Genomic DNA, 20,950 nt, shown 5'->3' with positions numbered 1-20,950 from the left:
TGCTGGAGATGGCCGGTGAAAGCCCTCGACGAACTGACCTTCGACAACCGCTTCGCACGCCTGGGCGACGCGTTCTCAACCCACGTACTGCCCGAACCCCTCGACGCACCGCGCCTGGTAGTGGCGAGTAACGCTGCCATGGCGTTGCTCGACCTCGACCCGGCCGTGGCCGAAACGCCGGTGTTTGCCGAGCTGTTTGGCGGGCACAAGCTGTGGGCCGAGGCAGAGCCGAGGGCGATGGTCTATTCCGGGCATCAGTTCGGCGGCTACACCCCGCAACTGGGCGATGGCCGTGGGCTGTTGCTGGGTGAGGTGTATAACGAGGCCAGCGAGCACTGGGACCTGCACCTCAAGGGCGCCGGTATGACGCCTTACTCGCGCATGGGCGATGGGCGCGCCGTGTTGCGCTCTTCGATCCGCGAGTTTTTAGCCTCCGAAGCGCTGCACGCGCTGGGTATCCCCAGCAGCCGCGCGCTGTGCGTGATCGGTTCCGACACCCCGGTGTGGCGTGAGAAGCAGGAACGAGGCGCGATGCTGCTGCGCATGGCGCCGAGCCATATCCGCTTCGGGCATTTCGAGTATTTCTATTACACCAAAAAGCCCGAACAGCAGGCACTTTTGGCTGAACACGTATTGAACCTGCATTACCCCGAGTGCCGCGAACAACCAGAGCCTTACTTGGCCATGTTCCGCGAAATCGTCGAGCGCAACGCCGAATTGATCGCCAAGTGGCAGGCGTATGGCTTCTGCCACGGCGTGATGAACACCGACAACATGTCGATCTTGGGCATCACCTTCGACTTCGGGCCGTTTTCGTTTCTGGATGACTTTGACGCGCACTTCATCTGCAACCACTCCGACCATGAAGGACGTTACTCCTTCAGCAACCAAGTGCCGATTGGGCAGTGGAACCTCAGTGCATTGGCACAGGCGTTGACGCCGTTTATCCGCGTCGACGCCTTGAAAGAAGCGCTTGGGCTGTATCTGCCGTTGTATCAGGCGAATTACCTGGATTTGATGCGTCGCCGCTTGGGGCTGACCACCGCTGAAGACGATGACCAGAAGCTGGTGGAGCGGTTGTTGCAACTGATGCAGAACAGTGGCGTTGATTACACACTGTTCTTCCGCCGCCTGGGGGACGAGTCCGCGGCGCTGGCCGTGGCACGACTGCGCGACGACTTCGTCGACCTCGCCGGGTTTGATGCCTGGGCTGAGTTGTACAAGGCTCGTGTTGAACGGGACGGGGATTACAGCGAGGAACAGCGCCGTGAGCGGATGCACGCGGTGAACCCGCTGTACATCCTGCGCAACTACCTCGCGCAGAACGCCATCACCGCCGCCGAGTCAGGCGATTACAGCGAAGTCCGGCGGCTGCATGAGGTGCTGTCCAAGCCGTTCGAGGAGCAAGCGGGGATGGAGCAATACGCGCAGCGGCCGCCGGATTGGGGCAAACACCTGGAAATCAGCTGTTCCTCATAAGCACTGTAGTGAGCGGGCTTGTCCCGCGCTGGGTGGCGAAGCCGCCCCAATAGAGCTGCCACGGTGTTTCATGAAGATCGCGGTGCTTGGGTTTAGGGCTGCTTCGCAGCCCAGCGCGGGGCAAGCCCGCTCACTACAGGCCTGCGCTTACCTTGATAAACGTCAGCGCCGGCTCCAGATTGAACCCATTGGCCACACCCTAGGAGCCCCTGATGTCCGAATCGCTTGTAATCCCCTGCCCACATTGCAACGGCCTCAACCGCATCCCCGGCGAACGCCTGAGTGACGCGCCCAAATGCGGGCGTTGCAAGCAGCCGGTGTTGTTGAGCAAGCCTTTCGAGCTGAAGCAGGGCGACTACGCCAGCCAGATCAAGGGCGACCTGCCGTTACTGGTGGATGTGTGGGCCGACTGGTGCGGGCCGTGCAAGTCGTTCGCGCCGGTGTTTGAGCAAGCGGCTGGGCAGTTGGAGGGCAAGTGCCGGTTGGCCAAGCTCGACAGCGAGGCCAATCAGCAGTTGTCGGCGCAGTTGGGGATTCGTTCGATTCCCAGCCTGATTCTGTTCAAGAATGGCCGCGAAGTGGCGCGTCAGAGCGGGGCGTTTCCGTTGCCGCAGTTGATGAGTTGGTTGCGTAGCCAGGGGGTATAACCAAATCGTCAAAACATCACCGGCCAATGTGGGAGCGGGCTTGCTCGCGAAGGCGGTGTGTCAGTCGCTGCATTAGCTGACTGAACCACCGCCTTCGCGAGCAAGCCCGCTCCCACATTTGGATCGCGTTTTACCTTGAGGCCACGGGTGCTTCTCGGTCGATCATCTGGCCGACGAGCATTACGCCGAGTTCGCTCAATTGGTGGATGGCCAGGGCTACGTCACGGTGTTCGCCGCTGAGGTCGTTGGACAGGTTGAGTAATAGGGTGCGGACGGAGGAGAAGGTTTCGTAGCTGTTGAGGACGAGGGTTTCGGTGGGGAGGTTGGGGGTGACGGTGAATAACATGCTTTTCGTTCTCTGATAGGGCCACCACCTATTCGCTACTAAACGAGGGCGGCAGCTGTACGCAGGTTAGTAGACCGGGAACGAAAGCAAAAACCGGCGCACCCGAAGGTGCCCTGCGCACAGCCACCATCAGATAGGCGAGAAAACGCCATGCTTTAGGAGCAGTGCACATACTTTCGTCTGTTTGGGCTACTAAACCCGGCCACTGAGAATTCAGCGGCCCGAGAACCTTAGAGACGCCCATCCAGACGCACAAGCCGGGCGATTCTGGCTTACCTGTAGGCAACGTTACAAGGCACCCCCCCTATTGCCAGACCCTTCCTACAGCCTCTGTGGGACAAATCCAAATCCCCCTGCAGGAATGCAATGCAAATGTGGGAGCGGGCTTGCTCGCGAAAGCGGTGTGTCAGTCGCTGCATTAGCTGACTGAACCACCGCTTTCGCGAGCAAGCCCGCTCCCACAGGGGTTTTGTGTTGTCTTTCAGGTCACGCGTTTTCCAGCAGGTTATGCAATTCCACAAACTGCTGCGTCAGCTTATGCCGTGGGTCCAGATGGATCAGCGGCTTGTTCTCCTGATGCGACTCACGCATGCGCACGGAGCTGGTCAGGTACACCGGCAGCACCGGCAACCCTTCTGCAATCAACTCATCGAGCATCTGCTGCGGCAAGCTCGCTCGCGCCTGGAACTGGTTGACCACGATACCTTCCACTTCCAGGCCTTCGTTGTGGTCTTCCTTCAATTCTTCGATTTCAGCCAGCAGGCCGTACAGTGCCTGACGGGAGAAGCTGTCGCAATCAAACGGGATCAGCACGCGATCGGCAGCAATCAGCGCCGAAACCGCATAAAAATTCAGCGCCGGCGGCGTATCCAGGTAAATCCGGTCGTAGTCTTCGCTCAGTTCGTCCAACAGCTTTCGCAGCTTGTTGATCTTGTGCTTGGCTTCAAGCTTGGGCTGCAGGTCTGCCAGTTCCGCAGTGGCGGTGATCACATGCAGGTTGTCGAAGGGGGTTTCGTAGATATCGACTTTGTTTTTCTTGGAAAACGGCCCGGAAGACAGGGTTTGCTTGAAAAAATCCGCGATACCCATGGGGATGTCGTCGCCGGTCAGCCCGGTGAGGTATTGGGTTGAGTTGGCTTGTGCATCGAGGTCCACCAACAGGGTTCGATAGCCTTCACTGGCGCTGACCGCCGCCAGGTTGCAGGCAATGCTGGACTTGCCAACGCCGCCTTTTTGATTGAACACCACGCGCCGCATGGAAAAACCTCCGTGTATCAATGAATGCCCGAGTGTAGAGGGCTTAAGCGAATGTTCGCTACCTCGTTCATCCATCCCCGACAAACGAACAGGACCGGTCCGACAACCCAACCCAGCGCCCGGTGAAGGACAATCTGTAAATCTTTCCCGCCCAACTGTAATCAGCCGTGAACAATTTTTTACCAATATTTGCTAGAACCCCACGGCACCCGGATAATGCGCGCCATTCGGCTATTGCTCCCTGTCCCGGTATTCGGGGCCAAAAGTCGCACATGGAAGCCCGCAGGGGCGGGATACCTTCTCAGTGATCACTTTCAACATCGCCCAATGGCGCGCTTGGGCCCCTGGCCTGGAAAGCGCGGATGAATGGCGTGCCTGGTGCCAGGCACCGGTGTCTCTGCCTGCCAGCGAAGCCTGCCCCGACGTCTCGTTCCTGCCAGCCATGCAACGTCGCCGCCTGAGCCGCCTGGCGCGCATGGCGTTCAGCGTAGGCTGGCCGCTGGCCGAGGGCCTGCAGGACTTGCCACTGGTGTTTGTTTCCCGGCATGGCGAGACGCCGCGCACCCTCGATATTCTCAGCGACCTGGCCAACGACCAGCCACTGTCGCCAACCCAGTTCAGCCTGTCGGTGCATAACGCGGTGATTGGCCTGTGGTCGATCCTGCGCAATGAAACCAGCGAAATGACCGCCCTCGCGGCCGCGGGCGATGGCCTGGAACACGGCATGCTCGAGGCCGCCGCGCTGCTCAACGAAGGCGCGCCGGCCGTTTTGCTGGTGATTACCGAAGAACAGCCGCCCGAGGCCTACGCCAGCTGGATCGTTGACGTACCCTTTCCTTACGCCCTCGGCCTGTTGCTGACACCGGGCGACGAGTGGCAGTTGGAACTCAGCACCAGCACTGTCCAACTCACTCAAACCCAGTGGCCCCACGCCCTGAACCTGCTGCGCACCCTGCTCAACGAACAGGTCGCCTGCCAACATGCCTGGAAGAACCGCGTATGGAACTGGCAACGCAAACCCTGAACGATAAACCGCGGGACGCCTACTATTGGCGCCTGTTCGCCACCGCCGCCAGCTTCGCGCTGTTTGGCTTCGGTGGGCTGTGCCTGCGGTTGCTGGTGTTTCCCCTGCTCAGTTGCCTGCCGGGCAGCGCGGCAAGCCACCGACGCCGCGCCCGCCACACCATCAGCTGGCTGTTCTGGTTCTTTATTCGCTTGATGCAACGCGCCGGCGTGCTCACCTATAGCGTCGACGGCGCGGAAAAACTTGGGCGCCCGGGCCAGATGATCATCGCCAACCACCCGTCGCTGATCGATGTGGTGTTTCTGATCGGCCTGGTGCGCCAGGCCAATTGCGTGGTCAAGCAGAGCCTGTGGCAGAACCCCTTTACCCGCGGGCCGGTGCGCGACGCGGGCTACATCAGCAACGACGGCAGCGCTGAAATGCTCGATGCCGCCGCCGATGCCCTGCGCGCAGGCCAGACCCTGATCATTTTCCCCGAGGGCACCCGCACCACACCCGGCGCGGCGCCTGCCTTTCATCGCGGCGGCGCCGCCATTGCGCTGCGGGGTGCGACAATCATCACCCCCGTGGTGATCAAGGTCAGCCCCACGACGCTGACCAAGGCCGAACCCTGGTATCGCATCCCAAAATGCCGCGTGCACTTCAGTTTGCGGGTGGGTGCCGATATAGAACCACAGGCGTTCGCATCACTGGGCCCCGCGCCCCAAGCCTCACGCAAGCTCAACGATTACCTGCACCACTATTTTTTTAAGGAGCTCGCCGAAGATGAGCGACAGACACCGCCTTGAGCACGACATAAAGATGCTGATCATCGAGGCACTGGGCCTGGAAGACATCAGCGTCGACGACATCGGTAGCGAGCAAACCCTGTTCGGCGAAGGCCTTGGCCTGGATTCGGTAGACGCCCTGGAATTGGGCCTGGCGATCCAGAAAAAGTACGGCATCAAGATCGATGCCGACGCCAAGGACACCCGTAATCACTTCACCAACGTGGCCAGCCTTGCGGCGTACGTCACGGACAGACAGGCAGCTTGAGACCGGACCATGCAGACTCGTGACGATATCTTCAACACCTTGCGCGATGCCTTGGTGGAACTGTTTGAACTGCCGCCGGAACGCGTCACCCTGGACGCCAACCTGTACCAGGACCTGGAAATCGACAGCATCGACGCCGTCGACTTGATCGACCATATCAAGCGCCAGACCGGCAAGAAGATCGCCGCCGAAGAATTCAAGGCGGTGCGGACTGTGAACGACGTGGTTGAGGCGGTGTACCGTCTGGTCCAGCCGGCCGCATGAGCCGGCTGATCGGCCTTGGCCTGTTGCTGGCGGGGCTGCTGTACCCATTTGCGGTGTATTACGGCACCGAGCACTTTGCACCGTGGCAATTCGGCCTGCTGCTCGGCAGCCTGTGGCTGTTGCGTGGGCTGACCGGTGCCCGACGCCCCGGCAGCCGCTGGATGGCGTTGGCGATCATCGTGTTTTGTTTAGCGTTGGCCTGGTTCGATAACCCGCAACTGTTGCGCTGGTACCCGAGCCTGGTCAGCGCGTTCATGTTGTCGCTGTTCGGTTTGAGCCTGAAATACGGCCCACCGATGGTCGAGCGCCTGGCGCGCATGACCGATCCGGTGTTGCCGCCCCACGCCATTGTGTATACCCGCCAGGTTACCGTGGTATGGAGCGTGTTTTTTCTGTGTAATGGCCTGCTCGCCGCCGCCCTCACCCTGTGGGCGCCGCTGAGCTGGTGGACGTTGTACAACGGCTTGATCGCCTACGGGCTGATGGGGCTGTTGTTTGCCGTGGAATGGCTGGTACGACAAAGGGTTCGAGGCCGCGTATGAATGGGTTGAAACTTGAGCACTTGCTGCTTGAGCCGCTGCAACAGCGTTTGGTCACCACCGAACCTGAGATGAATCATGCACAGCTGTGGGAGCAGTCCCTGAGCCTGGCGGCGGGCCTGCAAGCGCGGGGTACCCAGCGCCTGGCCGTGTACCTGGAAGATGCCGGCCTGCTGGCAATTGCCCTGCTGGGCGCCTGGCGGGCCGGGGTCAGCGTGCTGCTGCCCGCCGACCTGCAACCTCAGACCCGCCAACGCTGGGACAAGGCCGTTGATGCCTGGCTGACCGACGCGGCTGACCTGGACGCGCTGTTTCAAACACCGCTGAACCCAGCCGCCCTCGATCTGGACACCTGCCAACTGAGCCTGTGCACCTCCGGCTCCAGCGGCGAACCCAAGCGCATCGACAAGACGCTGCGCCAGCTGGCTAACGAAGTTGAGGCGCTGGAAACCCTATGGGGCCCGGACCTTAAAGACGCCTGCATCATCGGCAGCGTGGCCACTCAACATATCTACGGTTTGCTGTTCCGCGTGCTCTGGCCGCTGTGCGCCGGGCGCACCTTTGTGCGCAAGCAGTTGGCTTTCCCTGAAGACATGCAGCGCGCCAGCCGCGAGCACGGACAATTTGCCTGGGTCGCCAGCCCGGCGCTGCTCAAGCGCATGGGCGATAACCTCGACTGGCCGGCACTGAGCCAGGTGTCGCGGGTGTTTTCCTCCGGCGGCGCGCTGCCCGTGGACGCTGCCGGCAGCCTTTACGACCGCTTGCAGCAGTGGCCCACGGAAATCCTCGGCAGCTCGGAAACCGGCGGCATCGCCTGGCGCCAGGGTGCGCAGCCTTGGCAGCCGTTTGCCGACGTGCAACTGAGCCAGGATGCAGACGGCGCGCTGCGCATCGCCTCGAAGTACCTGCCTGACGGGCATATCGAACAGACCGCCGACGCCGCGCGCATTCACGCCGATGGCCGTTTCGAACTGCTGGGCCGCTTGGATCGCATCGTCAAACTGGAAGAAAAACGTATTTCCCTGCCCATGCTGGAACACGCACTGATGGCCCATCCGTGGGTCGCCGAAACCCGCCTGGGCGTGGTGCAGGAAAACCGCGCCTCCCTCGGCGCCCTGGTGGTGCTGAGCGACGAGGGCCTGCATGCCCTGCGCAATCAGGGGCGGCGTACGCTCACCCAAACCCTGCGCCAACACTTGAGCCAACATTGCGAAGCGCTGGCTCTGCCGCGTCGCTGGCGTTTGCTGAGGCAGTTACCGCTGAACAGCCAAGGCAAACTGCCCCAGGCCGACGTCGAGGCGCTGCTGTTGGCGCCGCGCCCAAAGGCGCCAGAAGTACTGGAGACAGTCGAAGCCAACGGCGAATGGACCGCACAACTGAGCGTCCCGCCGGACCTGGCCTATTTCAGCGGGCACTTCCCGGTCACGCCGGTGTTGCCGGGCGTGGTGCAGGTGGAATGGGCGTTCAACCTGGGCCAGCAACTGCTCGATTTGCCGCCGACCTTTGCCGGAATGGAAGTGCTCAAGTTCCAGCAACTGGTACGCCCCGGCGACGCAATCGAGCTGCACCTGCGCTTCGACCGGGAGCGCGGCAAGTTGTACTTCGCCTACCGCAACGGCGTCGCCGCCTGCTCCAGCGGCCGAATAATGCTGGAGATGCCAAGTGAGTAGGCTTCTGTGGCGAGGGAGCAAAGTCATGCATAACCCCTGCGCCCTGATCCCGGTCTACAACCACGAAGCCGCCGTACCCGCCGTGGTCCACAGCCTGTTGAACAGCGGCCTGCCTTGCCTGCTGGTCGACGACGGCAGCAGCGCGGCCTGCGCGGCCGTGCTGGCGCAGCTTGCCACCCTGGATAACGTCACCCTGCTCACCCTGCCCCACAACCAGGGCAAAGGCGGCGCGGTGATGGCCGGCTTTCGCGAAGCCGCACGCCTGGGCTTCAGCCACGCGCTGCAAGTGGACGCCGACGGGCAGCACGACCTGCGCGAAGTCGAGACGTTTATCGACACCTCGCGCAGGCACCCCGATGCGATTATCTGCGGCTACCCCGAATACGACGACAGCGTGCCCAAGGGCCGTTTGTACGCGCGCTACCTGACCCACGTGTGGGTGTGGATCAACACCTTGTCGCTGCAGATTCGCGACTCGATGTGCGGCTTTCGCGTGTACCCACTGGCGCCGGTGCTGACGCTGATGGACTCGGCCTACATCGGCACACGCATGGACTTCGACTCCGACATCCTGGTGCGCCTGGCCTGGCGCAACCAGCCAATGCGCTGGCTGCCCACCCAGGTGCACTACCCCGCCGACGGCTTGTCGCACTTTCGTTTGTTCCGCGACAACGTCCGTATCTCGGCCATGCACACCCGGCTGTTCTTCGGCATGCTGATCCGTGCACCGATGATCCTGTGGCGACGGTGGCAGGCATGAGCGACAGCAATAAACACTGGGCTGACCGTGAGGAACGCGGCAGCTATTGGCTGATGAAGCTCACGGCCTTCGCCGCCAAAGTACTCGGCCGTCGGGTGTTGAGCCCGCTGCTGTACGGGATCGTCCTGTACTTCTTCCTGTTCGGCCGCACGGCGCGCCAGAGTGCCTGGCAATACCAGCAACGCCTGGCCGACTGGAGCGGGCGTGATGACCTGCGCCCCACCCACAGGAAAGTCTTCGGTCAGTTCATGGCGTTTGCGGACTCAATGCTCGATAAGCTCGACGTGTGGAACGGCAAATTGCGCCTGGAGCAGATCGACATCAACGACCCGGCGCAATTGCGCGGGCAACTGCGCGGTGAACGTGGGCAGATGCTGGTGGGCGCGCACCTGGGCAACCTCGAAGTGTGCCGCGCCCTCGCGGAGATCGGTGAAAAAGTCACCATGAACGTGCTGGTGCACACCAAGCACGCCGAACAATTCAACCGCCTGCTGGGCGAAGCCGGCGCGAGCCACTTGCGCCTGATCCAGGTCAGCGAGCTGGACCCGGCCACCATGCTGCTGCTCAGCCAGCGCCTGGACGACGGCGAGTGGCTGGCGATTGCCGGCGACCGCGTGCCGCTGCACGGTGGGCGCACGGTGCGCGTGGATTTCCTCGGCCATGACGCCGCCTTCCCCCAAGGCCCCTGGCTGCTGGCCGGCCTGCTCAAGTGCCCGGTGAACCTGCTGATGTGCCTCAAGCACAACAACCGCTATCGCCTGAGCATTGAACCTTTCACCGAACGGGTCGAATGGAAACGCAACACCCGCGAGCAGGTCATAGCCCTGTGGACTGCACGCTACGCTGCACGCCTGGGCCAGTTTTGCCTGGAAGCGCCCCAACAATGGTTCAACTTTTACCCTTTCTGGAAGACTGATGACGACGCATCTTGAGCCAGTAACCTTTGGCGAACGCGCTTTGCGCATCGAAGACGTGCTGGCCCTGGCCAATCGTCAGGCGCCCACCCAATTGCAAGACGATGCCGCGTATCGCCAGCGCATTGCCAAGGGCGCGCAGTTCCTCGACTCGCTGCTGGACAAGGAAGGCGTGATCTACGGCGTGACCACCGGCTACGGCGATTCCTGCGTGGTAGCGGTGCCGTTGCAGCACGTCGAGGCGCTGCCGCGTCACCTGTACACCTTTCACGGTTGTGGCCTGGGCAAGTTGCTCGACGCCCAAGCGACCCGCGCCGTGCTGGCCGCGCGTTTGCAGTCGCTGTGCCACGGCGTGTCCGGTGTGCGCGTGGAACTGCTCGAGCGCCTGCATGCCTTCCTTGAACACGACGTGCTGCCGCTGATCCCGGAAGAGGGCTCGGTGGGCGCCAGCGGTGACCTGACACCGCTGTCCTACGTGGCCGCGACCCTGTCCGGCGAGCGCGAAGTGATGTTCCGTGGCGAACGCCGCCAGGCTGCCGACGTGCACCGTGAGCTGGGCTGGGAACCGCTGGTACTGCGGCCCAAGGAAGCGCTGGCGCTGATGAACGGCACCGCTGTGATGACCGGCCTGGCTTGCCTGGCCTTCGCCCGCGCCGACTACCTGCTGCAACTGGCCACGCGCATCACGGCGCTGAACGTGGTGGCGCTGCAAGGCAACCCGGAACACTTCGACGAGCGCCTGTTCGCCGCCAAGCCGCATCCAGGCCAGATGCAAGTCGCCGCCTGGCTGCGCAAAGACCTGGCGATTGATGCGCCTACCGCCCCCCTGCATCGCCTGCAAGACCGTTATTCGCTGCGCTGCGCGCCCCACGTGCTTGGCGTGCTGGCCGACAGCCTGAACTGGCTGCGTTCGTTCATCGAGATCGAGCTGAACAGCGCCAACGACAACCCGATCATCGACGCTGAAGAAGAACGCGTGTTGCACGGCGGGCACTTCTACGGCGGGCATATCGCCTTCGCCATGGACAGCCTCAAGACCCTGGTGGCCAACGTTGCCGACCTGCTCGACCGCCAACTCGCGCTGCTGGTGGACGTGCGCTACAACCACGGCCTGCCGAGCAACCTGTCCGGCGCCCCGGCGGACCGCGCGATGATCAACCATGGCTTCAAGGCCGTGCAGATCGGCACCAGCGCCTGGACCGCCGAAGCGCTGAAAAACACCATGCCGGCCAGCGTGTTCTCGCGCTCCACCGAGTGCCATAACCAGGACAAGGTGAGCATGGGCACCATCGCCGCACGCGATGCGATCCGCGTGCTGGAGCTGACCGAACAGGTCGCCGCCGCTACCTTGCTCGCTGCCAACCAAGGCGTTTGGCTGCGTGCCCAGGCTGAGGATGCGCGCGCGCTGCCACCGGCATTGGCGGCGATGCACGAAGCACTCGCCAAAGACTTCCCGCCGGTCATCGAAGACCGTGCCCTGGAAGGTGAACTGCGCCTGTGCCTGCAACGCATCGCCGAGCAACACTGGAGGCTGCATGCGTAGCCCCGGTGTGCTGCATTGCGACACTGAAATCCTCGTGCCGTTTTTTGACGTCGACACCATGAATGTCGTGTGGCACGGGCATTACGTGAAGTACCTGGAAGTGGCGCGCTGCGCGCTGCTGGACCAGATCGGCCATAACTACACGGCGATGCTCGAGTCCGGCTACGCCTGGCCGGTGATCGACATGCAACTGCGTTACGTGCGCGGTGCTGTGTTCGGCCAGACCATTAACGTGCGCGCCAGCCTGGTGGAGTGGGAGAACCGCTTGAAGGTCAATTACCTGATCACCGACCTCGCCAGCGGCGAGCGTTTGACCCGTGCCAGTACTGTGCAAGTGGCGGTGGAAGTTACCAGCCGTGAGATGCAATTGGCCTCGCCCAAAATATTCACCGACGCCGTAGAAAGGGCCCTGAAATGCTGACCCCGTTCTTTGTAGGAGCGAGCTTGCTCGCGAAGATCGTCAACGATAACGCGGGTTTCCTGATACCACGCGGCGCTCTCGGGTTTTTCGCGAGCAAGCTCGCTCCTACAGTGTTTGTGTTGTTTGGTTTTTCGGGGGCGGCACACGCCTTCGACCTGCAACAACTCAGCGACCAGCTTGCAAAACCCTCAGTGATCCACGGCAGCTTCACCCAGGAAAAACACCTGCGTGCGCTGCCCCAACCGCTGGTCAGCAAAGGCACCTTCGTCCTCGCCAAGGACCACGGCCTGCTGTGGCTGCTGAAAACCCCGCTGCAACAGGACTACCGCATCAGCGCCCAAGGCATTGCCCGCCGCGACGCCAATGGCTGGCAACTGCTGCCAAACAAGAGTGCCGGCGCCGAGCAGAACCGCTTGTTCCTCGCCGTGCTCCAGGGCGACAGCAGCGGCTTGCAGCGTGACTTTGAGCTGCAACTGCAAGGTGAAGCCAAGCAATGGAAGCTCACGCTGATCCCGCGTTCACTGCTGCTCAAACAGGTATTCACCCAGATCAATATCGACGGTAGTGAGCTGGTACACACCATCGAACTGCTGGAAACCCAAGGCGACAGCACCGTGCTGCGCATGCAGGACAGCACTGCCAACCAGCCGTTGAGCGACGCGGAGCAACACGACTTTGCCCAGTGAGCGCCTGCTGCCGCGCCTTTTCCTGATCCTGCTGGTGGCGGTGCTTGCGCTGGCCGGCTGGCAGTGGCGCCACGGCGCGCCGTTGTCCGCCAACCTGATGGAGCTGGTGCCGGGCAACACGCCGGACGCCCTGGAGCAACAAGCCGAACAGCGCATGCAGGAACCGCTTAACCGCCAAATACTCGTGCTGGTGGGCCATGCCGACCGCCAACAAGCGGTCGCCGTGGCGCAACAATTGGGCGAGCGCTGGCAGGCCAGCGGGTTGTTTGAAAAGGTGCAGTGGAACCTGCAAGCCGACTTGCCGGCGCTACGCGAGCAATTGCTGCGCGGTCGCCTGGCGATGCTCTCGGCCAAGGACCGCGAGCAACTGATCAACCAGCCCGACGCGTTTATCCAGCAACGCGTGCAAGCCCTGTTCGACCCCTTTACCGGGTTCAGCCTGGTGCCGAGCCAGGATGACTGGCTGGGGCTGACCGGGCGTATCCAAAACAGCCAGCCGCAACAAGGCGCCGTGCAATTGGATATCGGCAGCGGCGCGTTGGTCGCCGACGCCGACGGCAAGCGTTGGGTTCTGCTGCGTGCGAGCACCACCGGCAACGCCTTTGACATGAACCTGCCGCTGCAAGTGGCGGACTTGCTCCAGGCCAGCCGCGAGCAGGCCAGTCAGCAAGGCGCGCAACTGCTCGCCGCCAGTGGCTTGCTGTATGCGGCCAATGGTCAGCAGCAAGCCACGCGGGAAATCACCTGGGTCGGCGGCGGCGCTACCGTCGGCATCCTGTTACTGCTGTTGCTGGCGTTCCGACGCTGGCGCGTGTTGCTGTCTTTTGTACCGGTGCTGGTGGGCATGTTGTTTGGCGCGGTGGCCTGTGTGGCGCTGTTCGGGCACATGCATGTGATGACCTTGGTGCTCGGCTCCAGCCTGATCGGCGTGGCGGTGGATTACCCGCTGCACTACCTGTCGAAAAGCTGGAGCATGCGCCCATGGCGCAGCTGGCCGGCGTTGCGCCTGACCTTGCCCGGCCTGAGCCTGAGCCTGGCGACCAGTTGCATCGGTTACCTGGCGCTGGCGTGGACGCCGTTCCCGGCGTTGACACAGATCGCGGTGTTCTCCGCCGCCGGCCTGGTGGGCGCTTATTTGTCCGCCGTATGCTTGTTGCCGGCACTGCTCAAGGGCGTCGAGCTGCGCCCGGCGCAATGGCCGCTGCGGATCGCCGAAGGCCTGTGGCGGCTGCGCGCCTCGCTGCTCAAGCGTGTGCCGAGCCCGGTCTTGCTGGCACTGCTGGTGCTGTTTTGCGCCGGTGGCTTGTGGCAGTTGAACAGCAAAAACGATATCCGCCAGTGGATCGGCGCGCCGCCGCAATTGCTGGAAGAAGCACAGGCCGTCGCGCGGATTACCGGGTTCCAACCCACCAGCCAGTTTTTCCTGGTGCGGGCGCAGGATCAGCAGCAGTTGCTGGAGCGCCAGCGCGCACTGGCGCAGCGCCTGGATCAATTGGTGAACATGGATAAGCTCAAGGGCTATCTGGCGCTCAATCAACTGGTCAGCCTGCCCGCCGAGCAGCAACAAGTGCGCGACGCATTGAATAAACTGCCGCAGCACTGGCAGCCATTGCTGGACCTTGGCGTACCGGCCAGCGCCCTGCAAGCCGAGGTGACGCAACTGCAAGCGTTGCCTACGCAGGATATCGACGCCGCACTGGCAGGCCCATTGGCCGAGCCTTGGCGCACCCTGTGGCTGGGCCCGGTGGACGGCGGCGTGGCGGCAATGGTTAGCCTGCAAGGTTTGAACAACCCGGCGCTGCTGCGGGTGCAAGCAGTGGATTTACCCGGCGTGCAACTGGTGGACCGCCTGGGCGACTTGAACCGGGTGTTCGCCGACACGCAAATCAGCGCCGCCGAATTGAAATTGATGTCCTGCGTGCTGATCGTGCTCTTGCTGATCCTGCCGTTCGGTTTTGGCGGTGCCTTGCGCATTGTCGCCCTGCCGCTGCTGGCGGCGCTGTGCAGCCTGGCCAGCCTCGGTTGGCTGGGCCAGCCGCTGACGCTGTTCAGCCTGTTCGGCTTGCTGCTGGTCACGGCGATCAGCGTCGACTACGCGATCCTGATGCGCGAGCAGATCGGCGGGCCGGCGGTCAGCCTGCTAGGCACACTGCTGGCGGCGCTGACGACCTGGTTGTCGTTTGGCCTGCTGGCCGTGTCCAGTACACCGGCAGTGAGTAATTTCGGCTTATCGGTCAGCCTGGGCCTGGCATTCAGCTTTATGCTGGCACCCTGGGCCGGGCAACAGAAGCACGCCTTATGAATGTGATTAATGCCAATGTGGCAAGGAGCCCTCGTGCCCACAGTTGAAATGGAACGTCGCCAGGTGGTGGTGATCGGTGCCGGTCCGTCCGGGGCCATCGCCGCCGCGCTGTTAAAGCGCAAAGGGCATGATGTATTGATCATCGAGCGCCAGCATTTTCCACGCTTCTCGATTGGCGAAAGCCTGCTGTCCCACTGCATCGACTTTATCGAAGAAGCCGGCATGCTCGACGCCGTACAGGCGGCGGGTTTCCAGGTGAAAACAGGTGCCGCATTCGCCTGGGGCGAGCGCTACAGCGCGTTTGATTTCAGCGATACGTTCAGCAACGGCAAGCCCACCACCTTTCAGGTGCAGCGCGGCGAGTTCGACAAGTTGCTGGCGGATCAGGCAGCCGTGCAGGGCGTAGAGATCCGCTACGGCGAAACCATCGTCGGTGTGGATTTCAGCGGCGAGTGCCGCTACCTGCACGTACGTCGCGAAAACGGCAGCGAGTACCACCTCAAGGCCAAGTTCGTGCTCGACGCCAGCGGCTATGGCCGTGTGTTGCCGCGCCTGCTGGACCTGGACGTACCGTCGACTTTTCCGGTGCGCCAGGCCGTATTCACGCATGTTGCAGACCACATCGAACACCCAGGCTTCGACCGCACCAAGATCCTCGTGACCACCCACCCGACCCAGCGCGATATCTGGTTCTGGACCATCCCGTTCAGCAACGGCCGCTGCTCGGTGGGCGTGGTTGCGGCCAAGGAGCATTTCGACGGCCGCGACGGCGACCTCGATGCCTGTCTGCGCGGCTTTATCGATGAAACCCCAAGCCTGTCCGGCGTGCTGCAAAACGCTGTGTGGGATACGCCGGCGCGCACCATCGGCGGCTATTCGGCCAACGTCAAAACCCTGCACGGCCCGGGCTTTGCGCTGCTGGGCAACGCGGCGGAGTTCCTCGACCCGGTGTTCTCCTCGGGTGTGACCATCGCCATGCGTTCGGCGAGCATGGCCGCCGGTGTGCTGCACCGTCAGCTCAAAGGCGAAACCGTCGACTGGCAAACCGAGTTCGCCGCCCCGTTGAAACGGGGTGTCGACACGTTTCGCTGCTACGTCGAAGGCTGGTACGCCGGGACCTTCCAGGATGTGATTTTCCATCCGAGCAGCTCGCCGGAGATTCGTCGGATGATCAGTGCGATCCTCGCCGGTTACGCGTGGGATGAGCGCAACCCGTTTGTGAGTGAGCCCAAACGGCGGCTGCGGATGTTGTCGGAGATTTGTGCGAGTGAACCGGTATGAGCAGCCAGTATTTAAGTAAGCACTACGTCGAAGAAACCAAATTCGGCCTCTGGTTCCTGCGCAGTCACACCTGGCAGCATCGCGTGTTACGCGTGGCGATCAACGACTTGCGCAGCCTGTTCACGGAGCCATTGCCTGAGGCGCCGGTATTGCTGGATGCCGGTTGCGGGCAGGGCAAATCCTTCACGCTGTTGCAGCAGGTATTTGCGCCTTCACGGTTGATCGGCCTGGACGCTGACCCCCACAGCCTGGAGTTGAGCCAGGTTGAGGCCACGCGCCAAGGCTTGAGCGTCGAACTGATCGGCAGCGACTGCGCCACCCTCGACGTGCCGGACGCCAGCGTCGACATCCTGTTCTGCCACCAGACCTTCCACCATTTGGTTGAACAGCACCGCGCCCTCAAAGAGTTCTACCGTGTACTCAAGCCCGGCGGCTATCTGCTGTTTGCCGAGTCCACCGAAGCCTATATCGATACCTGGGTCATCCGTTGGCTGTTTCGCCACCCCATGCACGTGCAGAAAAGCGCCGAAGCGTACCTGCAGATGCTCCGCGAGCAGGGCTTCGAGTTTGGCCCGCAGAACGTCTCGTACCCGTATTTGTGGTGGAGCCGCTCCAGCGACTTCGGCCTGCTCGAGCGCTGGGGCCTGCGCAAGGCGCCGCCAGTGGGCCAGCGCGAAGAAACCCTGGTCAACTGCGTGGCCCGCAAACCCCTGGCGAGTACTGCCCCATGATGCGCATGCTCTTGATCGGCTGTCTGTTGCTGCTGAGCGCCTGCGCCAGCCAGCCACCGCTGCCCGAGAAAACGCCGGCCCTGGCCCTGCCGCTGCAACTGCATGTGCAGCGCCTGGCCGACGGCCAGAGCCAGGACTGGCTGCTGGTGATCCAGCACGAAGGCGCGGCGATTCGGTGGTCGATGATGGACCCGCTGGGCATCCCACAGGCCCGCCAAAAGCTGATCAATGGCGAGTGGCAGGCCGATGGCTTGCTGCCGCCCAATCCGCAGGCCAGAGAGCTGTTTGCCGCATTGCTGTTTGCGCTGACATCGGCAAATGACGTGCGCGCGCTCTACCCCAGCGCGCAGGCGATGGACCTGACGCGCACCCTGCCGGGGCATTGGCAGATCGTGTATCAATCGTCCGAGGTCTTCAGCGTGAACATGACCGGGCAGCCCTTGAGCTACCGCATTACGCCGCTCGGGGCTGCCCGATGACCGCCTACCTCAACGCCCTGGGCATCATCTGCGCCCTCGGCCGTGGCCAGGCCGAAGTCAGCCGCAGCCTGTTTGCCGGTGACTGCTCGGGCATGCGCGCCGAAAGCGGCTGGGTGCCGGAGCGCGTGCTGCCGGTGGCCGGTGTGCGCGGCGAACTCGCAACCATCCCGGTAGAACTGGGCCAGCAGAGCAGCCGCAATAACCAGTTGCTGCTGGAAGCAGCGTTGCAGATCGAAGACGAGCTCCGCCAGGCGATCAATACCCACGGCGCATCACGGGTTGGTATTGTGCTCGGCACCAGCACCTCGGGCATCGACGAAGCCAGTCGCGGGATTGCCCTTTACCTTCGGGAAAACCAGTTCCCCGGCGACTACGACTACCAGCAACAGGAACTCAGTGCCCCGGCAAACTTCCTCGCCGACTGGCTGCAACTGAGTGGCCCGGCCTACGTGATCTCCACCGCCTGCACCTCCAGCGCCCGCGCGCTGATGAGTGCCCAGCGCCTGCTGGACCTGGGCGTGTGCGATGCGGTGATCTGCGGCGGCGTCGACAGTTTGTGCAAGTTGACCCTCAATGGCTTTACCGCGCTGGATGCCGTGTCGAACCAGCGCTGCAACCCGTTTTCGGCGAACCGCAACGGCATCAATATCGGCGAAGCAGCGGTGTTGTTCCTGATGAGCAAGAAACCGGCGCCGATCGCCCTGTTAGGCAGCGGCGCGAGTTGCGATGCGCACCATATTTCCGCGCCCGAGCCCTCCGGCAAAGGTGCGTTGCAGTCGATGCGCAAGGCGCTCGCCAGCGCAAAGTTGCAGCCCGAACAGATCGGTTATCTGAACCTGCACGGCACCGCCACCCAGCATAACGACGCCATGGAAAGCCTGGCAGTCGCCGGCCTGTTCCCGGAAGGCGTGGCCTGCTCGTCGACCAAACCCATGAGCGGGCATACCCTGGGCGCAGCCGGCGCCCTGGAAGCGGCGTTCTGTTGGTTGAGCCTGGTCCATAAGCGGGTGCCACCGCATGTATGGGACGGCCAGGCCGACCCGGCACTGCCCGCCCTGCAGTGGGCGCAGGCCGCGCAAGCCCTGGAAAAACGCTGCCTGATGAGCAATTCATTTGCCTTCGGCGGCAACAATGTCAGCCTGATTATCGGAGAGGCCCCATGATTGATTGGCCACTCGCCGAACTGCTGCCTCATGCCGGCGACATGATCCTGATCGACCAGGTGCTGTCGTTCGATGAAGAGCAGATTCGTACCCGTGCCACTATCAAGCCCGGCGGCCTGTTCAACCGCCCGGACGGCAGCCTCCCGGCCTGGGTCGGCATCGAGTTGATGGCACAAAGCGTCGCCGCCTATGCCGGTTGCCGCGCCCGCCAGAAAGGCGAAGCGGTGGAACTGGGCTTCCTGCTCGGCACACGTAAGTTCGAGTGTAACGTGGAGCACTTCCCGGCAGACGCCGAGCTGACGATCCACGGCCTGCGCTCCCTGGAAGACGACAACGGCATGGGTGTGTTCGAATGCCACCTTACCGGCAGCGGTATCCAGGCCAGCGCCCGCTTGAATGTATTTCGACCGCCCCAGGCGGCCACCTATTTAGATGAATCGAAGGACGTATCGCCATGACTGAATCCGTACTGGTCACCGGCTCCAGCCGTGGCATCGGCCGCGCCATCGCGCTGCGCCTGGCACAGGCCGGGCATGACATCGTGCTGCATTGCCGCAGTGGCCGTAGCGACGCCGAGGCGGTACAGGCCGAGATTGAAGCCCTGGGCCGCCAGGCGCGGGTGCTGCAATTCGATGTGGCGGATCGCGCGACGTGCAAGGAAATCCTTGAGGCCGACGTAGAGCAACACGGCGCCTATTACGGCGTGGTGCTCAACGCAGGTCTGACCCGTGACGGTGCGTTTCCGGCGTTGTCGGAAGACGATTGGGACGTGGTGATGCGCACCAACCTCGACGGTTTCTACAACGTCCTGCACCCGGTGATGATGCCGATGATTCGTCGTCGCGCCGCCGGGCGCATTGTGTGCATCACCTCGGTTTCCGGATTGATCGGCAACCGTGGCCAGGTTAACTACAGTGCCTCCAAAGCCGGGTTGATCGGCGCGGCAAAGGCCCTGGCCATCGAGCTGGGCAAGCGCAAGATCACCGTCAACTGCGTCGCACCCGGCTTGATCGACACCGCGATGCTGGATGAAAACGTACCGGTGGAAGAGCTGATGAAGATGATCCCGGCGCAGCGCATGGGCACGCCTGAAGAGGTGGCCGGCGCAGTGAACTTCCTGATGTCGGCCGAAGCCGGCTATATCACGCGCCAGGTCCTGGCGGTGAATGGAGGCCTGTGCTGATGAAACGCGTCGTCGTCACCGGCATGGCCGGCATGACCTCCCTGGGCGGGGATTGGGCGACCATTTCCGCCAACTTCCGCGCCAACCGCAGCGGCATCCGGCGCATGGACGAGTGGGACCGCTTTACTGAATTGAACACGCGCCTGGCCGGACCGATCGACGATTTTGTCGTGCCCGCGCACTGGACGCGCAAGCAACTGCGCAGCATGGGCCGGGTGTCGCGCCTGGCGGTGTGGGCCGCGGAGCAGGCGTTGCAGGACGCCGGTTTGCTCGGCGATGAGTCGATCAAGGACGGGCGCATGGGCGTGGCCTGCGGCTCGTCCACCGGCAGCACCGACGAGATCAAGGCGTTCGGCAACATGCTGCTGAACTCGGTCGCCGAGGGGCTGAATGCCAACTCCTACGTGCGCATGATGCCGCACACCACGGCGGCGAATATCAGCATCTTCTTTGGCCTCACCGGGCGGCTGATCCCTACGTCGAGCGCTTGCACCAGCGGCAGCCAGGGCATCGGCTATGCCTATGAAGCGATCAAGTTCGGCCGCCTGCCATTGATGCTCGCGGGCGGCGCCGAGGAACTGTGCCCCACCGAAGCCATGGTGTTCGACGCGCTCTACGCCACCAGCCTGAAAAACGACGCGCCGCAAACCAGCCCACGCCCCTATGACAGCGGCCGCGATGGCCTGGTGATCGGCGAAGGTGGCGGCATGCTGGTGCTCGAAGAACTGGAACACGCCTTGGCGCGGGGTGCGCATATCCACGCCGAGATTGTCGGCTTTGGCAGTAACGCCGACGGCCAGCACACCACCCGTCCGGAGCAGAAAACCATGCGCCGCGCGATGGAGCTGGCTCTTGAAGATGCCGGGCTTGAGCCTTCCGCTATCGGCTACGTGAACGGTCATGGTACTGCCACCGACCAGGGCGACATTGCCGAGACGCAGGCCACCAGCAGCCTGTTCGGCGCCCGCATGCCCATCAGTTCGCAGAAGAGCTTTCTCGGTCACACCTTGGGTGCGTGCGGCGCACTGGAGTCGTGGTTCAGCATCGAGATGATGAACCGCAACCAGTACGTACACACCTTCAACCTGGATTCAGTCGACCCACAATGCGGCGAGCTGGATTACCTGCAAGGTGAATTCCGCGAGATGCACAACGATTACGTGATGAACAACAACTTTGCCTTTGGCGGCGTCAACACCTCGCTGATCTTCCGCCGCTGGTCCTGA

Annotated in this window: 23 protein-coding genes; 21 read left to right on the top strand and 2 right to left on the bottom strand. The window is 62.8% G+C overall.

Annotation, left to right across the window (positions count from 1 at the left end):
- The first annotated feature begins 15 nt into the window (after nt 1-15).
- Together selO and trxC are read left to right on the top strand one after the other, a co-directional pair.
- Nucleotides 16-1,479, top strand: a complete 1,464-nt coding sequence (gene selO / locus HU722_RS03130) for a protein adenylyltransferase SelO (protein ID WP_065875285.1) — start codon at nt 16-18, stop codon at nt 1,477-1,479.
- A gap of 212 nt (nt 1,480-1,691) precedes the next feature.
- Nucleotides 1,692-2,126 (top strand): thioredoxin TrxC, encoded by a 435-nt coding sequence (gene trxC, locus HU722_RS03125; RefSeq protein WP_065875286.1) that lies wholly within the window; start codon nt 1,692-1,694, stop codon nt 2,124-2,126.
- A 130-nt stretch (nt 2,127-2,256) separates the two neighbouring features.
- Here the strand turns inward: trxC and HU722_RS03120 are convergent, their stop codons facing one another.
- Together HU722_RS03120 and HU722_RS03115 are read right to left on the bottom strand one after the other, a co-directional pair.
- On the bottom strand, nt 2,257-2,472 hold the full coding sequence (locus HU722_RS03120; protein ID WP_065879846.1) for a DUF6124 family protein: 216 nt from the start codon (nt 2,470-2,472) through the stop codon (nt 2,257-2,259).
- A 486-nt stretch (nt 2,473-2,958) separates the two neighbouring features.
- Nucleotides 2,959-3,729, bottom strand: a complete 771-nt coding sequence (locus tag HU722_RS03115) for a ParA family protein (protein ID WP_049710378.1) — start codon at nt 3,727-3,729, stop codon at nt 2,959-2,961.
- Nucleotides 3,730-4,033: 304 nt separating this feature from the next.
- Between HU722_RS03115 and HU722_RS03110 the strand changes: the two genes are divergently transcribed.
- Genes HU722_RS03110 through HU722_RS03020 form a run of 19 tightly spaced genes read left to right on the top strand, consistent with a single transcriptional unit; the run spans nt 4,034 to nt 20,950 of the window.
- Complete coding sequence (locus HU722_RS03110) at nt 4,034-4,753, top strand: beta-ketoacyl synthase chain length factor (protein ID WP_065879844.1); 720 nt, start codon at nt 4,034-4,036, stop codon at nt 4,751-4,753.
- Nucleotides 4,729-5,541 (top strand): lysophospholipid acyltransferase family protein, encoded by an 813-nt coding sequence (locus HU722_RS03105; protein WP_065875703.1) that lies wholly within the window; start codon nt 4,729-4,731, stop codon nt 5,539-5,541. Before HU722_RS03110 ends, HU722_RS03105 begins: the two co-directional genes overlap by 25 nt.
- A complete protein-coding gene (locus HU722_RS03100) occupies nt 5,519-5,788 on the top strand; it encodes a phosphopantetheine-binding protein (protein ID WP_065875704.1) in 270 nt (89 codons plus the stop codon). Before HU722_RS03105 ends, HU722_RS03100 begins: the two co-directional genes overlap by 23 nt.
- 9 nt (nt 5,789-5,797) lie before the next feature.
- Nucleotides 5,798-6,052, top strand: a complete 255-nt coding sequence (locus HU722_RS03095) for an acyl carrier protein (protein ID WP_003187949.1) — start codon at nt 5,798-5,800, stop codon at nt 6,050-6,052.
- Nucleotides 6,049-6,594 carry a COG4648 family protein gene (locus tag HU722_RS03090; protein ID WP_065875705.1) on the top strand — a complete coding sequence of 182 codons (546 nt, stop codon included), beginning with the start codon at nt 6,049-6,051 and terminating at the stop codon, nt 6,592-6,594. Before HU722_RS03095 ends, HU722_RS03090 begins: the two co-directional genes overlap by 4 nt.
- Entirely contained in the window at nt 6,591-8,261 is a 1,671-nt protein-coding gene (locus tag HU722_RS03085) for an acyl-CoA synthetase family protein (RefSeq protein WP_065875706.1), read from the top strand. Before HU722_RS03090 ends, HU722_RS03085 begins: the two co-directional genes overlap by 4 nt.
- A gap of 25 nt (nt 8,262-8,286) precedes the next feature.
- A complete protein-coding gene (locus tag HU722_RS03080) occupies nt 8,287-9,021 on the top strand; it encodes a glycosyltransferase family 2 protein (protein ID WP_065875707.1) in 735 nt (244 codons plus the stop codon).
- Nucleotides 9,018-9,953 (top strand): lysophospholipid acyltransferase family protein, encoded by a 936-nt coding sequence (locus HU722_RS03075; RefSeq protein ID WP_065875708.1) that lies wholly within the window; start codon nt 9,018-9,020, stop codon nt 9,951-9,953. Before HU722_RS03080 ends, HU722_RS03075 begins: the two co-directional genes overlap by 4 nt.
- Nucleotides 9,937-11,478 (top strand): HAL/PAL/TAL family ammonia-lyase, encoded by a 1,542-nt coding sequence (locus tag HU722_RS03070; protein WP_175402999.1) that lies wholly within the window; start codon nt 9,937-9,939, stop codon nt 11,476-11,478. The genes HU722_RS03075 and HU722_RS03070 overlap by 17 nt, the downstream gene beginning before the upstream one ends.
- Nucleotides 11,471-11,899, top strand: a complete 429-nt coding sequence (locus tag HU722_RS03065; protein ID WP_065875710.1) for an acyl-CoA thioesterase — start codon at nt 11,471-11,473, stop codon at nt 11,897-11,899. Before HU722_RS03070 ends, HU722_RS03065 begins: the two co-directional genes overlap by 8 nt.
- Nucleotides 11,893-12,585, top strand: a complete 693-nt coding sequence (locus tag HU722_RS03060) for an outer membrane lipoprotein carrier protein LolA (protein ID WP_065875711.1) — start codon at nt 11,893-11,895, stop codon at nt 12,583-12,585. The genes HU722_RS03065 and HU722_RS03060 overlap by 7 nt, the downstream gene beginning before the upstream one ends.
- Complete coding sequence (locus HU722_RS03055) at nt 12,575-14,887, top strand: MMPL family transporter (protein WP_065889138.1); 2,313 nt, start codon at nt 12,575-12,577, stop codon at nt 14,885-14,887. The genes HU722_RS03060 and HU722_RS03055 overlap by 11 nt, the downstream gene beginning before the upstream one ends.
- Nucleotides 14,888-14,920: 33 nt before the next feature.
- On the top strand, nt 14,921-16,168 hold the full coding sequence (locus tag HU722_RS03050; RefSeq protein ID WP_225930673.1) for an NAD(P)/FAD-dependent oxidoreductase: 1,248 nt from the start codon (nt 14,921-14,923) through the stop codon (nt 16,166-16,168).
- Nucleotides 16,165-16,899 carry a class I SAM-dependent methyltransferase gene (locus HU722_RS03045; protein WP_065875714.1) on the top strand — a complete coding sequence of 245 codons (735 nt, stop codon included), beginning with the start codon at nt 16,165-16,167 and terminating at the stop codon, nt 16,897-16,899. The genes HU722_RS03050 and HU722_RS03045 overlap by 4 nt, the downstream gene beginning before the upstream one ends.
- Nucleotides 16,896-17,378 carry a hypothetical protein gene (locus HU722_RS03040; protein ID WP_065875715.1) on the top strand — a complete coding sequence of 161 codons (483 nt, stop codon included), beginning with the start codon at nt 16,896-16,898 and terminating at the stop codon, nt 17,376-17,378. The genes HU722_RS03045 and HU722_RS03040 overlap by 4 nt, the downstream gene beginning before the upstream one ends.
- The gene (locus HU722_RS03035; RefSeq protein ID WP_065875716.1) at nt 17,375-18,541 is read left to right on the top strand and encodes a beta-ketoacyl-[acyl-carrier-protein] synthase family protein; all 1,167 of its coding nucleotides are present in this window, start codon (nt 17,375-17,377) and stop codon (nt 18,539-18,541) included. The genes HU722_RS03040 and HU722_RS03035 overlap by 4 nt, the downstream gene beginning before the upstream one ends.
- Nucleotides 18,538-18,999: a hotdog family protein gene (locus HU722_RS03030; protein ID WP_065875717.1), complete on the top strand. Its 462-nt coding sequence runs from the start codon at nt 18,538-18,540 to the stop codon at nt 18,997-18,999. Before HU722_RS03035 ends, HU722_RS03030 begins: the two co-directional genes overlap by 4 nt.
- A complete protein-coding gene (gene fabG / locus HU722_RS03025) occupies nt 18,996-19,724 on the top strand; it encodes a 3-oxoacyl-ACP reductase FabG (RefSeq protein ID WP_065879831.1) in 729 nt (242 codons plus the stop codon). Before HU722_RS03030 ends, fabG begins: the two co-directional genes overlap by 4 nt.
- Nucleotides 19,724-20,950 (top strand): beta-ketoacyl-ACP synthase, encoded by a 1,227-nt coding sequence (locus HU722_RS03020; RefSeq protein WP_065875719.1) that lies wholly within the window; start codon nt 19,724-19,726, stop codon nt 20,948-20,950. The genes fabG and HU722_RS03020 overlap by 1 nt, the downstream gene beginning before the upstream one ends.

Origin of the sequence: Pseudomonas tritici, assembly GCF_014268275.3 — a bacterium.
In the GTDB taxonomy this organism is placed as follows: Bacteria; Pseudomonadota; Gammaproteobacteria; order Pseudomonadales; family Pseudomonadaceae; genus Aquipseudomonas; species Aquipseudomonas tritici.
Note: the sequence above shows the minus strand (reverse complement) of the source record. Positions and strands in the feature narration are given on the sequence as shown.